The sequence below is a fragment of the Streptomyces sp. NPDC021115 genome (assembly GCF_044333065.1).
GTDB lineage: Bacteria > Actinomycetota > Actinomycetes > Streptomycetales > Streptomycetaceae > Streptomyces.
The window spans coordinates 149,957-163,853 of sequence record NZ_JBIRQF010000018.1 but is presented as its reverse complement, the minus strand read 5'-3'; the positions used below and the strand labels follow the sequence as shown (position 1 = coordinate 163,853).

At 71.5% G+C, this 13,897-nt stretch carries 13 protein-coding genes; 6 read left to right on the top strand and 7 right to left on the bottom strand.

Translation table 11 applies throughout. The features are described 5' to 3' along the window. The first annotated feature begins 22 nt into the window (after positions 1 to 22). Both ACH4TL_RS36600 and ACH4TL_RS36595 read left to right on the top strand, forming a co-directional pair. Positions 23 to 1,042: an alpha/beta fold hydrolase gene (locus tag ACH4TL_RS36600; RefSeq protein ID WP_398326803.1), complete on the top strand. Its 1,020-nt coding sequence runs from the start codon at positions 23 to 25 to the stop codon at positions 1,040 to 1,042. Between the two features lie 37 nt (positions 1,043 to 1,079). Then, on the top strand, positions 1,080 to 1,640 hold the full coding sequence (locus ACH4TL_RS36595) for a CGNR zinc finger domain-containing protein (protein WP_398326800.1): 561 nt from the start codon (positions 1,080 to 1,082) through the stop codon (positions 1,638 to 1,640). 43 nt (positions 1,641 to 1,683) lie between these two features. On the opposite strand, the gene ACH4TL_RS36590 is transcribed toward ACH4TL_RS36595, so the two are convergent. Beyond that, positions 1,684 to 2,499 carry a DUF5134 domain-containing protein gene (locus ACH4TL_RS36590; protein WP_398326797.1) on the bottom strand — a complete coding sequence of 272 codons (816 nt, stop codon included), beginning with the start codon at positions 2,497 to 2,499 and terminating at the stop codon, positions 1,684 to 1,686. A 218-nt stretch (positions 2,500 to 2,717) separates the two neighbouring features. Between ACH4TL_RS36590 and ACH4TL_RS36585 the strand changes: the two genes are divergently transcribed. Further along, complete coding sequence (locus ACH4TL_RS36585; RefSeq protein ID WP_398326794.1) at positions 2,718 to 3,131, top strand: DUF6153 family protein; 414 nt, start codon at positions 2,718 to 2,720, stop codon at positions 3,129 to 3,131. 66 nt (positions 3,132 to 3,197) lie between these two features. Then, entirely contained in the window at positions 3,198 to 4,703 is a 1,506-nt protein-coding gene (locus tag ACH4TL_RS36580) for a multicopper oxidase family protein (RefSeq protein WP_398326791.1), read from the top strand. 6 nt (positions 4,704 to 4,709) lie between these two features. Here ACH4TL_RS36580 and ACH4TL_RS36575 read toward each other — a convergent pair whose 3' ends face one another. From ACH4TL_RS36575 to ACH4TL_RS36560, 4 genes are all read right to left on the bottom strand, one after another. Continuing rightward, positions 4,710 to 5,291 carry a hypothetical protein gene (locus ACH4TL_RS36575; protein ID WP_398326788.1) on the bottom strand — a complete coding sequence of 194 codons (582 nt, stop codon included), beginning with the start codon at positions 5,289 to 5,291 and terminating at the stop codon, positions 4,710 to 4,712. A gap of 108 nt (positions 5,292 to 5,399) precedes the next feature. Beyond that, on the bottom strand, positions 5,400 to 6,218 hold the full coding sequence (locus ACH4TL_RS36570; protein ID WP_398326785.1) for a GntR family transcriptional regulator: 819 nt from the start codon (positions 6,216 to 6,218) through the stop codon (positions 5,400 to 5,402). 19 nt (positions 6,219 to 6,237) lie between these two features. Then, the gene (locus ACH4TL_RS36565) at positions 6,238 to 7,539 is read right to left on the bottom strand and encodes a DUF3500 domain-containing protein (protein ID WP_398326782.1); all 1,302 of its coding nucleotides are present in this window, start codon (positions 7,537 to 7,539) and stop codon (positions 6,238 to 6,240) included. Positions 7,540 to 7,699: 160 nt separating this feature from the next. Continuing rightward, positions 7,700 to 9,643, bottom strand: a complete 1,944-nt coding sequence (locus ACH4TL_RS36560) for an NAD-binding protein (RefSeq protein WP_398326880.1) — start codon at positions 9,641 to 9,643, stop codon at positions 7,700 to 7,702. A gap of 217 nt (positions 9,644 to 9,860) precedes the next feature. On the opposite strand from ACH4TL_RS36560, the gene ACH4TL_RS36555 reads away from it, so the two are divergent. Next, positions 9,861 to 10,343, top strand: a complete 483-nt coding sequence (locus ACH4TL_RS36555; RefSeq protein WP_398326780.1) for a DUF3592 domain-containing protein — start codon at positions 9,861 to 9,863, stop codon at positions 10,341 to 10,343. A 9-nt stretch (positions 10,344 to 10,352) separates the two neighbouring features. Next, entirely contained in the window at positions 10,353 to 10,973 is a 621-nt protein-coding gene (locus ACH4TL_RS36550; RefSeq protein WP_398326777.1) for a hypothetical protein, read from the top strand. A 38-nt stretch (positions 10,974 to 11,011) separates the two neighbouring features. Here the strand turns inward: ACH4TL_RS36550 and ACH4TL_RS36545 are convergent, their stop codons facing one another. Together ACH4TL_RS36545 and ACH4TL_RS36540 are read right to left on the bottom strand one after the other, a co-directional pair. Continuing rightward, on the bottom strand, positions 11,012 to 11,797 hold the full coding sequence (locus ACH4TL_RS36545) for an enoyl-CoA hydratase-related protein (RefSeq protein ID WP_398326774.1): 786 nt from the start codon (positions 11,795 to 11,797) through the stop codon (positions 11,012 to 11,014). Further along, positions 11,790 to 13,892, bottom strand: coding sequence for an acetate--CoA ligase family protein (locus ACH4TL_RS36540; RefSeq protein ID WP_398326771.1), 2,103 nt, complete (start codon positions 13,890 to 13,892; stop codon positions 11,790 to 11,792). The genes ACH4TL_RS36545 and ACH4TL_RS36540 overlap by 8 nt, the downstream gene beginning before the upstream one ends. Positions 13,893 to 13,897: the final 5 nt, after the last annotated feature.

Below are 13,897 nucleotides of genomic sequence, written 5' to 3'. Positions count from 1 at the left end.
CTGACCACAGGGAGTGATGCACGTGATCGACAGACGCGGTTTCAGCAAGGCCCTGGGATTAGGCGCGGCCACCATCCCACTGACCGGCCCGCAGGCCGCGTCCGCGGCGTCGACCGTCCCCACGGTCACCCCTGGAGCGCACACTGCCTTTCCGCGACTGAAACAGATCAGGGCCGGCCTGCTGAACGTCGGCTACGCCGAACTGGGCCCCGCCCACGGGCCCGCGGTCATCTGCCTGCACGGCTGGCCGTACGACATCCACAGCTACGTCGACGTCGCCCCACTGCTGGCCGAGGAGGGCTACCGGGTGATCGTCCCGTATCTGCGCGGCCACGGCACGACCCGCTTCCTCTCCGAGAAGACGTTCCGGAACGCCCAGCAGTCGGCCATCGCCCTCGACGTCCTCGCCCTGATGGACGCCCTGAAGATCGAGAAGGCGGTTCTGGCGGGCTTCGACTGGGGCTCACGCACCGCCGACATCGTCGCCGCGCTCTGGCCCGAACGCTGCAAGGCCCTCGTGTCGGTGAGCGGATACCTCATCACCAACCTCCGGGCGAACCGCGAACCCGCGGCGCCGAAAGTCGAGAACACGTGGTGGTACCAGTACTACTTCGCCACCGAGCGAGGACGGCACGCCATGGAGGACGAGCGCCGACGCCGCGAGCTGACCAGGTTCGTCTGGGAGACCGTCTCCCCCACATGGGACTTCGACGACGCCACCTTCGACCGCACCGCGGCAGCCTTCGACAACCCGGACTACGCGGACATCGTCATCCACAACTACCGCTGGCGGCTGAGCCTCGCCGACGGTGAGCGCCGCTACGACGAGCTGGAGAAGCGGCTCGCCGCACGGCCGGTCATCGAGGTGCCCACCATCACCCTCGACCCCGAGCGCGACCCCTTCACCGCACCGGACAACGGCGCCTCGTACCGGGACAGGTTCACGGGCCCGTACGAGCACCGAACCCTGCCGGGGATCGGCCACAACCTGCCCCAGGAGGCGCCCACCGCCTTCGCCCAGGCCGTCGCCGACGTGGACTGACGGCCCGGTCACGGCAGTCACCTGCCAAAATGGTGCGGTGGACATGGATCATGTTTTCGTATGCGGAAACCCGGCGCTCGACTTCGCCGCAACGCTCCGAGCGCGCCACTCGCTGCGCTTCGAGATGTTCACGACCCCGGCCCGGCTGAACGCGTGGTACGTGGAGTCCGGCATCGTCGACGCGGTCTCCCCTGGCGAGGAGGCCGACGTCGAGCGGGCGACGGCCGTAAGGGAAGCCGTGTACCAGCTGGTCACCGCCCGTCGGCTCGGGGAGGAGTACGACGGGGCGGCGCTGACCGTGGTGAACGACGCGGCACGCACACCACCTGCCGCGCCACGGCTCACGCCGTCGGGGCGATGGACACACGCCACGCTGGAGGAAGCCCTCTCCACGGTGGCGCGCCACGCCATCGAGCTGCTGAGCGGGGCGGACGTTCCCCTGCTCAAGGAATGCGGCAACCCGGAGTGCACCCGCGTCTACATCGACCGCTCGCGGGGCATGCGGCGGCAGTGGTGCGGGATGGAGTCCTGCGGCAACAGGATCAAGGCGGCCGCGTACCGCGCCCGCAAGAAGACCGGGCCCGCCACCTCCCCCTGACAGACAACGGGACGGGACCGCCCGACCTGGAGGAAGTATCGGCTCACACCACCATCATGAGCAGCATCGCGGACATGGTTCCGCCCATACCGATGTGAGCGGCCAGTGCCGCGTCCGGCGCCGCGCCGACCCTGCGCCGACGGCCGTGGCTCTCCCGCTCCACGGTACGGGCCTTGTCCCACACCGAGATGGTCAGCGACACCAAGAACACCACCACTGTGTCCGGCATGGCGAGCAGCCAACGCCCCCATGTACGGCTTCGGCCGCTGTCGCGGCCGGCGGGCAGGTTCTCCCTTTCGGTTCCCCGGACCCGGGCCCAGACGGATGCGCAGATGGACAACAGGAAGTACACCGCGAGCGCCGCGATCACGTAGCGCCAGAAGGACCCCGAAGACGACGCTGAGGTGGAGTCGGCCGCGGTGGCCATGCCCGGCGTCCTCATCCCGTGCATCCCTCCCATGCCCTGCATCCCCTCCATGCCTTTCATGCCGTCCATTCCCTGCACCGAGTCCATCCCGGGCATGTTCTCCATCCCCGGCATCCCGGCCATGGACGAGCCGCCCAGTGCCAGTACCGGCCCGGAGGACGTACTCGTCATGGCGAGTGTCATGATCACCATGCCGGCGCTGCCGACGATGAAGTGCCCCCAATGGCGGCCGTGGCTCCAGCCGCTCGCACGCGTGTGCTTGACGGCCATGGTCACGCCGCCGAGTCCCAGGAGGGCGAATGTCGTTGCCCACCACATGCCGTGACCGGCGTACCAGGCTGTCGTCGGGGGCAACGCCATGACAGCCATGCATGCGCCCATCAGGGCATCGCCCCCCGCGGCGAAGCGGGCCTCCCCCTCGGTGGTCATCATGCGGACCGAGCTGACGGCGGCCACCAGCGCGGCGACCGCCGCCGCGGACCAACTCAGAGTCTCCATCGCTGCTCTCCCTCTCCGTCCGAGTGCGGCCTCGGCGCCTCGTGCGGCATCGACTGCTGAGCCCTGAGTACGTAGGAGCTTAGGAGAACGTTCAGCATTACCCCTACCGGGTATATTGGCGGAGTCGCTCACCGGGAACAGGGATGGGAGCCATGACGACAGCCGGGTCCGGGCGGGACCGCGCCCGCGGTGGCGCCGTCCGCTGGGTGCGGGGCGCCGCTGTCGTACTGCTCGCCACGCTCGCCGTGCTCCTCCACCACGAAATGCCGTCCTCGGCGCCCGCCACCGCCATGACCGGGATGGCGATGTCCGCGCACGGAAGTGGGCACAACGACACCGCACGGGCCTCCGCCCCGGCAGCGCACCATGACGGTGGGCCCTGTTCCGGAATGACCATGCAGCACTGCTCGACCGCCGGTGTCGACGCCGTGTCGTTCATGCCACCGAGCGAACCCTGGGGTGGCCGCGAGGGCGACGCACACGCCACCCCGACGGGCCGCTTCGTTCCCGGCGCGGTGAGCCGGGCACCGCCCGACCTTTCCGTTCTCTCCCGATTGCTCCTGTAGGCCGCCTCCACGGCAACTCCGTGTGCGACCTGACAGAAGGCATATCGAGAAGAGGACACCATCATCGTGAACAGCATCAACCGGCGCTCCGTCCTGCTCACCGGGCTCGGCGTCGCGGGCGCGGGCGCGCTCGCCGCCTGCGGTGGCTCCGGCGGCTCCGACGGAGCCACCGCCCTGGTCAAGCCGTCCGACCCGGCCGTGGCCGCCACCGAGAAGAAGCGCACCAGCACCGGCAAGGTGCGCAAGCTGACCCTGACCGCCGCGCCCGCCACGCTGGACCTCGGCGGTGGCGTCAGGGCCAAGAGCTGGGCCTTCGCCGGGCGGACCCCCGGCAAGGAGGTCCGGGTGTCGGCCGGTGACACCGTGGCCGCGGAACTCTCCAACCAGCTGCCGCACAAGACGGCCACGTCCCTCCACTGGCACGGCCTCGCGCTGCGCAACGACATGGACGGCGTTCCCCCGGCCACCCAGACCGCCGTACGGGCCGGATCCACCTTCGCCTACCGCTTCATCGCCGAGACCCCCGGCACGTACTTCTTCCACCCCCACGTCGGTGTCCAGCTCGACCGCGGGCTGTACGCGCCACTGATCGTGGAGGACCCGAAGGAGCCGCTGTCCTACGACGACGAATGGGTCGTCGTCCTGGACGACTGGGTCGACGGCGTCACCGGCACACCCGACGAGGTCTTCGCCGAGCTGAGGCGGGGCATGGGCGGGATGGACATGAGCGGGGACTCGTTCATGCTGATGGGCGCCGACAGCGAGCTGCTCGGCGGGGACGCCGGCGACGTGAAGTACCCGTACCACCTGATCAACGGCCGTGTCCCGGCCGACCCGGACGTCCACACCGGTAAGCCAGGCAAGCGGGTCCGCCTGCGGATCATCAACGCGGGCGGCGACACCGCCTACCGCGTCGCGCTCGGCGGCCACACGATGACCATCACCCACACCGACGGCTTCCCCGTCGAACACCGGCAGACCGACGCCCTGCTGGTCGGCATGGGCGAGCGCTACGACGTGCTGGTCACCCTCGCCGACGGCGTCTTCCCGCTCGTCGCGCTCGCCGAGGGGAAGAACGCCACCGGCATGGCCCTGGTCCGTACCGGCTCCGGCAGGGCCCCGAAAGCCACCGTCCGCCCGAGGGAGTTGAACGGCACGGTCGTGACCGCCTCCCAGCTCCACGCGGCGGACGATGTCCGGCTGCCGTCGAAGAAGGCCGACCGGGTGCACCGCGTCGACCTGACCGGTGGCATGGCGAAGTACAACTGGGCCATCAACGGCAAGCCGTTCGACATGAACGATCCCACGGCCGCGCCCCTCGTGGTCGAGCAAGGGCAGCGCGTGCGGCTCGACTTCACGAACCGCACGGACATGTGGCACCCGATGCATCTGCACGGCCACACGTACCAGCTCGGGAACTCAGGACCCCGCAAGGACACCACGATCGTGCTGCCGAAGAAGAAGGTGTCCGTGGTCTTCGACGCCGACAACCCCGGCCGGTGGATGCTCCACTGCCACAACGCCTACCACGGTGAGGCCGGGATGATGGCGCTGGTCGCCTATCGGGCCTGACGGCCGTCAGCCGCGGGGGCCGCTTCCGCCGTGGTAGCCGAGTTCGAGGTAGCGGGTGCGGGTGCTCCAGGAGCCGAGGTCGGACGTGTTGGCCAGGACATCGTGCCAGGGCTCGGCTCCGGGAGCGGCCGCCTCGCCGGGGCGCCCGGCCCAGAGCCGCACGCCCGACCGCGCCTCGGACTCGCGGACCGGCTCCCACCAGCCCATCGAGAACATGCCGACGAGCTGGTGCATGGCGATGAAGCTGGCCACGCCGCCCTCGGGGTCCGTGCGGTCCGGGCGCTCGGTGAGGGCGTGCCACAGGAAGTACACGTTCGGCAGCCGCACATCGGGCTTGAAGCGGTACACGAGCCGATCCAGCGTGATCGAGCCGATGCGCGGCAGCTGCATCCGGTTGAGCGGAACGACCTCGCGCTCACCGCCGTCCCAGGTCAGCGTCTGGTTGCGGCCCCGGTAGCCGGGCTCGCTGAAGACGGTGGCGTGGAGGAGTTCCCTGCGGTCAGGCCGGCGGTTGTGCAGCATGCCCGCGGCGGTGACGGCGCCCACGGAGACCAGGCCCGCCAGGAGGAATTTGCTCTTGCGCTTCATGAGGACGCGGCACCTCGCTTCTGACGGGACGGGCGCCTCCATCATGCGCCACCAACTGCCCGTCGATCTACCGTCAGGACCGTTACCGGTGGCCCGGCTCCCGACCTGTCACGGCCGACCGCCGCTGGTGCCGGATTGCGCCCACCGTCCCGTCGTCAGGTCCAGTGCGTCGTCCGGGAGCGGGAGGTCGGGGTGGGCGGTCAGCCGGACCCACTCCAGCAGCCCGCCGGACGGGCCGCCGTGGACGCGGATGACCGCGGTGAGCACCGGGGTGTCCGGGGCGATCCCGAGGTGGCGGCGGACCAGTGGCGAGGGGTTGCCGGCGCGCAGCGACCGGCGCACGGCGGTGATCTCGTACCGGCCGGAGAGGATCTGGAGCATCTGCCGGGTGCGCAGGTCCTCCAGCGTGTGCCGGGCGCCGACCTCGGGGTGCTGTACGTGGTGGGAGACGAGCAGGGGCTTGCCCGCCCGCTCGTGCGACTGCACGCACTGCCACAGCGTGCTGCCGGGCGCCAGCCCGAACGCCCGGCAGGCGTCGGCCGGGGCGGTCTCGACGCCCACGCGCAGCGGCCGGAAGGCGTCCGGGGAGCCCTCGCTGTCGAGGACGAACCACACCGGCCCGCTGCCGGGCGGTTCCGGTGGGACGTACGGGGACGTGGCGCGCCGGCCACGTCCCCGTACCACGAGCCCTTCCCGCGCGAGCCGCTCCAGCGCGCGCCGGGAGGTGATGAGACTGACCCCGTACCGCTCCGCGAGATCGCGCTCGCCGGGGAAGCCGGTGCGGCCGACCCACAGCCCGTCCAGGATCTCGGCGCGCAGCTGCCGGTACAGCTGGACCTGGATGGGGACGTCGGGGCCGAGCACATCGGCGTCCCCCTCGCCGGGGCGCGGGCTGCTCGGGGCGGGGAAGGCGTCCTGCCAGGTCATACCCGGCAGCCTAGTCAGATCAGTGGGCGTGGTGGGGCGAGGTGAGGTAATGCTGCCGCAGCAACTCCTTGCCGTAGTCGTTGCCGTTGGGTGTCCGGACGACGGCGTGGACGTGCATCTGGGTCGCCGGGTCACCCTGCTTGGCGCCGTACGCCCCCGCCAGCGGGCCCGGTGACTGGCAGTCCAGCTCGATCCAGATCACCGGGGAGTGCACCCGGCAGTAGAAGGCGGAGTCGGCCGCGGTGCCGCCCGCCCAGGTCAGCCGGGTGTCGGCAAGATGCTTCCGTACCTCCTTCATCTTCGCCCGCGCCACGTCGGCCTTCGCCTTGCCGACGAAGCTCTCCACGAGGGCGAGCAGCCTGGTCCGCTGGGCGGCGGTGAGTTCCGACCCCTGGACGCCGGTGTACGCCTGGACCGCGTTGTCCGCGAAGGCGCCCGCGACCATGGACTCACCCGACTTGTCGGCGGAGGCGATCGCGACCGCCTTCTGTTCGCTGGTCAGGGAGTTGATGAAGTCCAGACCGGCCTTGATCTCGTCCTGGCAGACGCTGACCTTCGTCCCGTCGATCACCATCGTGGTGGGCTCGGAGCCCCAGAAACAGGGGCTCATGACGACCTGGTCGCCCAGCACGAAGTAGTTGATGACCAGATGGTGGCCGTCGATCTGCCAGCCCCAGGGGGCGGTGGCGGACGGCTCGCCCATGACGGTGAAGTAGAACGCCTCGTCGTTGAAGGACTTGGTGTTCCCGATGGCCTCGCCCGCCGCCTGGTTGAGCTTGCGGATCTTCTCGGTCGTCTCCAGTCCTTCCGCGCTGAGGGAGGCTTTCAACAGGGCGGTGGCCAGGGCCCTCTGACCGTCGGAGAGGTCGGCGAGGCTGACGCCGTTGCGCTCGTACGAGTCGATGTTGCACCACTGGCGCCACTCCAGGGAGTGGATGGTGAACTGCGTCTCCTTCTTCTGTGCGTCGCTCAGCCCGGCCAGGAACGCCTTCGCGGCGGCGGTCACCGGGGCGGTGGCGACGCCTTCGGAACGGATCGTGAAGAGGCCGTCGGTCTTCGTGCCGTCGGCGGTCAGCCCGAAGAAGTCGTCGGTGACGGCCAGGTTCCCCGGGCCTCCGCCGGGCCCGCCCGGACCGCCGGGCCCGCCGGTGGGGGCCGCGGTCGGCTCGGCGCTCGGCGTGGCGCCCGTCCCCGTACCGTCGTCGGCCATCGCCTGGACCGTGGCCACCCCTCCCATGCTGGCCACGGCCGTCGCCCCACTGGCGATCATCAGTCGCTTCATGAACGCGCGCCGGTTCGCCCCCACGTGCTCTTCCGTCATCCCAACCCCTTCGCGTGTGTGCCTCACGACCGGCCGGATGGCCCGCCGACGGGAAGGAGGCTAGGGACGACGTATGAGGGGAAGCTGGGGCGGGCCTGTGGCCCGGATATCACACACCTGTAGGGGATTTCCGCGAACGCGGAGGGGGGCGGCTGCCCTCTCAGCCGTCCGCGCCCTCGGGTCCGCGGGCTCCGGTGGGCGAGTGGCCCGCCAGGAGATCGCCCAGCCCTTGGCGGGTGACGGCGAGCACCACGCGGTCCTGCGCCCGCAGTACGTAACCGGGGTGCGGTTGCCACACCAGGGCGGGCTCCCGGGCGGCCCCGTCGTACGGAGGCGCCGCGGCGAGGTCGCGTTGCCGGTCCGCGGGTTCGGCGGTGTCCAGCGCGATCACCCGCCAGGCGCCCGGCTCGAACGCCTGGGCGACGGTGCGCCCTTGCAGCTGCGGATGGCCGGAGACATGCAGCGCGGCGAAGATCAGCACCCTGCGCTCGACCGGTATTGCGCCCAGTATCTGACGGCCCATCAACGCACCCGCGAAGGCGGGTGCGGCCAGGGTGGAGACGCTGCGGCTACGGGTCACCGCCTGCGGGTGGGCCACCCGCAGGGTGCGGTAGACGGCGGTGGCGAAGCGGTCGTCGTACAGGCGCAGGCCCACCCGCAGCCGGGGTTCGACCGAGCGGGCGTACAGCGTCGCTTCCAGGTTGATGGTGTCGGAGCTGGTCAGGGCGAGCAGGGCCTGTGCCCGCTGGATCTTGGCGGCCTCCAGGACGCCCTCCTGGGTCACATCGCCGGTGACGGTCGGCACCCCCAGCCTGCGGGCCAGCGGGATGCCCCGCGCCCCGGGGTCCTCCTCCACGCACACCACGGGGATGTCCAGCTCGCGCAGCCTGGCCAGGACGCGGGTGCCGACCTTGCCGAGGCCGAGCAGGACGACATGGCCGGAGAGCCCGCGCGGCGGGCGGCGCAGCGCGGACGCGGTACGGAACGTGCCCAGCGCTTCGAGCGCGGCGGCCACCAGGACGGGCAGCAGGAGCAGTCCCGTCAGCCCGGACAGCAGCTGGAGGATCTTGCGTGCGGTCGGCTCGTCGAGCGCCGGGTCGTCGATGGCCAGCACGTCGAGCACCGTGAGGTAGGCCGCGTGGACGGGGTCGGTTCCGGTGAAGTACCAGGTGGCGATGGCGAGCGCGAGCACGGCGAGCACCGCCCCGGCGACGGACCAGCGCAGCCGTCGGGAGAGCAGCGAAGCGAGCGGCACCCTGCGGCTGCCGAGCCGCCGTGACGGCAGCGACGGGCCGGTGGCCGAGACGGCTTCCAGCACCACCGTGCCGCGCCCGGTGGCGGCGGCGACCTCGTCGTCGCCCGGCAGCAGCCGGGGCCCGTCGTCCCCGCTGCTGTCCGAGCCCTCGCTGCCGTCCGGGTCGCTGGTGGTGGACGAGAGCAGGGCGAGGGTGCACAGCCCGGGATCCGCCACCTCGTCGCGGCCCGGCGGGGTGCGCTCGGCCGCGCGCAGCAGCAGCCCGTCGGCCTGCACCACCTTGCTGGTGCCCGCGACGGCGGTGGCCGCCAGCGCGGGGGCCACGGTGTCGGCGTCCGACAGGACCGTGGTGGCCGCGTCCAGTTCGGCCGGGTCCATGCCGGGGTCGGCGACGCGGGCGGCCTGGTCGAGCAGCTCCTCCAGGTGCTGGCCGAGTTTGCGGTTGTAGAGCCGGATGACCAGCCGCAGACGGGGGTTGAGGCGGCGGGCGCGCAGCGCGGCGTGGATGTTGATCTCGTCGTCGTCATGGACCAGGGCGAGCGCCGCCGCATGTTCGACACCCGCCTCGATCAGCACGTCGTCGTCCAGGGCGGGGGCCTCCATGACCCGCACCCCGGCGCCCGGCCCACCATCGGCCGCGGACGGCCGGGGCAGCGGCCCCCGTCCGACAGCCGCGGTGAACCGGCCGAAGAGCGCGGCGGTACGGCCTCCCGCCACGCTCTGCCGCTGCCCGGCGGGCTCCGCCAGGGGAACGCCGCCCGGGATGAGGACCGTCACCCCTGCCCGGTAGACGTCGTGGAGCTCGGCGGCGAGACGGTGTACGAGCGCGTCGTCCCCGCAGACGACCATGTGCGGCGCGTTCGGGCCGGGCGGTGCGGTGGATGAGGAGAACACGACGTCGAAGCCCCCGTTGGTCCTTGATGCGTAGGTCAGTTCAGCGTGAAGTGCCGCGGCCACATCATTATCCGGCGCGCGGGTGTCACGGCCACGGCGGTGGGGGCGGCCGCACCGCACCCCGGCTGCCTGGGATAACGTCCCTCTCACTTCAACGAACAAGGGGGACGCTGTGCGGTTTCAGGTGCGTGCGCGCGGGCGGGGTGCCCGCCGGTGGATAGCGTTCGGGGCGATCGCGTTCGGCACGCTGTTCCTGGTCATCGGGTTGATCCTGGCCGGGGTGTCGATCTCTTTCCTGTCGGACGCGAAACACGCCCGGGGCACCGTGGTGGCGCTGGAGTGGCGGGACGACCACGACAGCACATCGCGCAGGCGGTCGTCGAGCAACGGGCCCGCGGCCTACCCGGTGGTCGAGTTCACGTCAGCGGACGGCACCCCGAGGACGTTCCGGAGCTCCATGGGTTCCAATCCACCCTCGTACGAGCGGGGTGAGCGCGTCGAGGTGCTGTACCAGGCCGATTCCCCCGACGACGCGCGGATCAACGGATTCGCCTCCCTGTGGCTGCTGCCGCTGATCTTCGGCGGGCTCGGGCTGTTGTTCGCCGGAGTCGGGACGGCCGTCGCCGTCGTGGGACGGCGGCGCTCGGCGGGATAGCGTTCGACCATGGCGATGCAGCTTCTCCCCTTCGACGGCTCCCTGGTGGACCGCATGATCGAACTCGCGGGCCTGCCCTGGAGTCGGCAGGCGTTCGAGGACGCCTTCGGGCGCAACGGGTGGCGGGACGGCGAGGATCCCGAGGCGCCGGGTGTGGGGTGGGAGGAACCGTGGTGGATCAGTGGGGAGGAGTTGTACGACGACTGGTGGCTGTTGCTCGGGGAGGCTCCCGGTTGCCGTCGTCAGGCAGACCCGACCGTGGTCTGCGACCATCCCGACTGCCGGACGGACTGCTTCGTGGAGCACCCCTTCGCGTACTTCACCGATCCGAGCGACCCGGAGGAGTGGGACAACGAGTTCGGCCCGTTCCACAGCCGGGCGGATGTGGATCGCGAGGCCACCGCCGAGGACTTCGCGGCGCAGTACCGACGGGTGTCCGGGATGCTGCGCGAACGGCTCGGTGACCCGCTGCCCGAAGATGTCTGCCAGCCCCTGGGAGCCGAGGCGGGATGGGACAAGTGGCTGGTGTGGGAGCGGGGGGACGCCTGGGTGGTGCTGCTGGTCGCCGAGGACGAGATCACGTACGGCGCGTACGACCGGGCGGGTATCCAGGTGCGGCCCAGGGTCTGACCGCGCGGCCGCGGCATGCGTTGGTGGCGCCGCGGCGGTCAGTGGCCGGTCCAGCGGGGGAGGCGTTTTTCGGCGAAGGCTCGGGGGCCTTCCACCGCGTCGTCGGATGTGAGCATGGCCCGGTAGGCGGGGAGGTGGCCGTGGCGCAGTTGTTCGTAGCCCTCCTCGATGGTGGAACCGGCCGTGGTGCGCAGGATCTCCTTGATGGCCGCCACGGCCAGCGGTGCCCCGGCGCAGATGTCGTGTGCCAGGTGCAGGGCCGCCTCCAAGGGGTCGGGGCCTTCGACGACGCGGTTGACCAGGCCCCATCGTTCCGCCTCCCGCGCGGGCATCCGGCGGCCGGTCAGCAGGAGGTCCCTGGCCACCGCCGGGGGGAGACGACGGGGAAGCCGCAGCACTCCGCCGGAGTCGGGGACCATGCCGAGGGTGACCTCCGGCAGGGCGAACTCGGCGTGGTCGGCGGCGACGATCAGGTCTGCGGCCAGGGCGAGTTCGAAGCCACCGCCCAGGGCGAGGCCGCCCACGGCTGCGATGACGGGCTTGTCGAGGTCGAAGAGTTCGGTGAGCCCGGCGAAGCCGCCCGGGCCGTGGTCGGCGTCGATCGCCTCGCCCGACGCCGCGGCCTTGAGGTCCCAGCCCGCCGAGAAGAACCGCTGCCCGGCGCCGGTGAGGACGGCGACGCGCAGCGTCTCGTCGCGGGCCAGCCTGTCGAAGGCGGCGTGGAGGGCGTGGCTGGTGGCCACGTCGATCGCGTTCGCCTTGGGGCGGTCGAGGGTCACCACCAGGATGCCGCCGTCGACCTCCGTGCGTACCGGGTCAGTCATCCGGTTCTCCTCGTTCGTCGGCCGCCAGCCTGATCAGCACGTCAGCGGCGACCACGCCGCCGTGGCCGGGAAGGACCAGCAGGGGGTTGATGTCGAGTTCCAGCAGTGTGTCCGCGTGGCCGCGGGCGTAGTCGGCCACGGCCGCCACGGCGTCGACGACCGCGTCGATGTCGCCCGGGGGCTGTCCCCGGTAGCCGGTGAGCAGTGGCCGGATCCGCAGGCGGTGCAGGGCGGCGTGGATCTCGTCGCGCCGTACGGGCAGCAGCAGGGTCGCGGCGTCGTCGAGGAGTTCGACCATGGTGCCGCCCGCGCCGAGGGTGAGCGCCGGGCCGAACTGCGGGTCCCGGTGGACCCCGACGAGCAGTTCCGCCACCGCGCCGTGGACCATGCGCTCGATGAGGAAGCGGTCCGAGAGCCCCGCCATGACGGCCACCGCGTCGCGCACCTGCTGTTCCGTGGTCAGCCCGAGGTGCACCCCGCCGATGTCGCTCTTGTGCGCGATCGTCTCCGACACCGCCTTCACCACCACGGGGAATCCGATGTCCCGGGCCGCCTCGGCCGCGGTTTCGGCGGTGGCCACGATGCCCTCCGGGACGGGCACACCCCATTCGGCGAGGATCCGCTTTCCGTTCCACTCGTCCAGCGGGAGCGCGCCGGACACAGGCGTGGTGGCCGGGGTGAGCGGGAGGACCGTATCGGCCGTCTGCTGGGACAGGCCGACGTGGCGCGCCGCCGCGATGGCCGTCAGGCATTCGGCGATCCCCTGCATCGGCGCGACACCTTCGTCCAGCAGCCGGGTGCGCACCGGCTCCGGCAACCCCTCGGGGAGCGAACTCACCACACATGCAGGTGTGTTGGTGTGCCGGTGCGCGGCCAGGTAGGCGTCCACGGTGGTCTGCCAGGTGTCCGGGGAGCAGCGGTCGGCGCGCGGGAAGTCCAGCACCAGGAGATGCATGTCGAAACCGGTGGTGAGGAACGCGCGGAAGCAGTTCCGCTGCGCTTCGGCGTCACCCCAGATGTAGGTGTGGTAATCCAAGGGGTTGGCGACGGATACGCGGTCACCGAGCACCTCCCCCAGCCGCCGGGCGGTGGCGTCCGGAAACGGTGGCAGCTCGACCCCGTGGTCGTCGGCGAGGTCGGCCAGCAGCGCCGCCTCGCCTCCCGAACAACTCGCGGAGGCGATCCGCGCCCCGGGCCGCGCCCCGTGGACGTGCAGGTATTTCAGCGTCTCCAGGAAGGTGGCGACCTGGCGCACCCGGGCCATTCCCAGGCGCCGGAACAAGGCGTCGCAGAGCACATCGGAGCCCGCCAGTGAACTCGTGTGGCTCAGATTGGCCCGGCCGCCCAGTTCCGAGCGGCCCGTCTTCAGCACGACGATCGGGACGCGGCGGCGGAGCGCGCGTACGGCGGCCCGGGACAGGCTCGCGGGGTCGTCGATGCCCTCCAGGTGCAGGCCGATCGCGGTGATCCGGGAGTCATCCAGCAGGGCTTCCACCAGTTCGGCCACCCCGGTCACGGCCGCGTTGCCGACCGTCACCAGCCGGGCCAGCGGCAGCGAACGGCGCTGCATGGTCAGGTTCTGGCCGATGTTGCCGCTCTGCGTGATGACGGCGACGCCACGGTCCACCCGCCGCCCGCCGTGCTGGTCGGCCCAGAGCGCGGCACCGTCGAGGTAGTCGAGCATCCCGATGCAGTTGGGCCCGATCACCGCCATCTCCCCCGCGGCGCGGACGAACGCGCGCTGCCACCGGGCGCCGGCCGGCCCGTCCTCGGCGAAGCCCGACGCGTGGCAGACCGCTCCGCCCGCGTCGCGTGCGGCGAGTTCCGCCAGCACCTCCACGGTGGCATCCCTCGGTACGGCGAGGAACGAGGCGTCCGGTGGCTCGGGCAGCGCGGTGGCGTTCGGGTAGCAGCGCAGGCCCTCGAGGCTCGTACGCCTGGGATGGACGGGCCAGATCGTCCCGGTGAAGCCCGCGCGGCGGCACTGCCGGATCGCCTCGGCGGCGGTGTCGCCGCCGAACACCGCGATGTGGCGTGGGCTCAGCAGGCGCCGGAGGTTGTCCGTGGTGGCCATCCGCTCCGTCACGATCCTCACGCTCC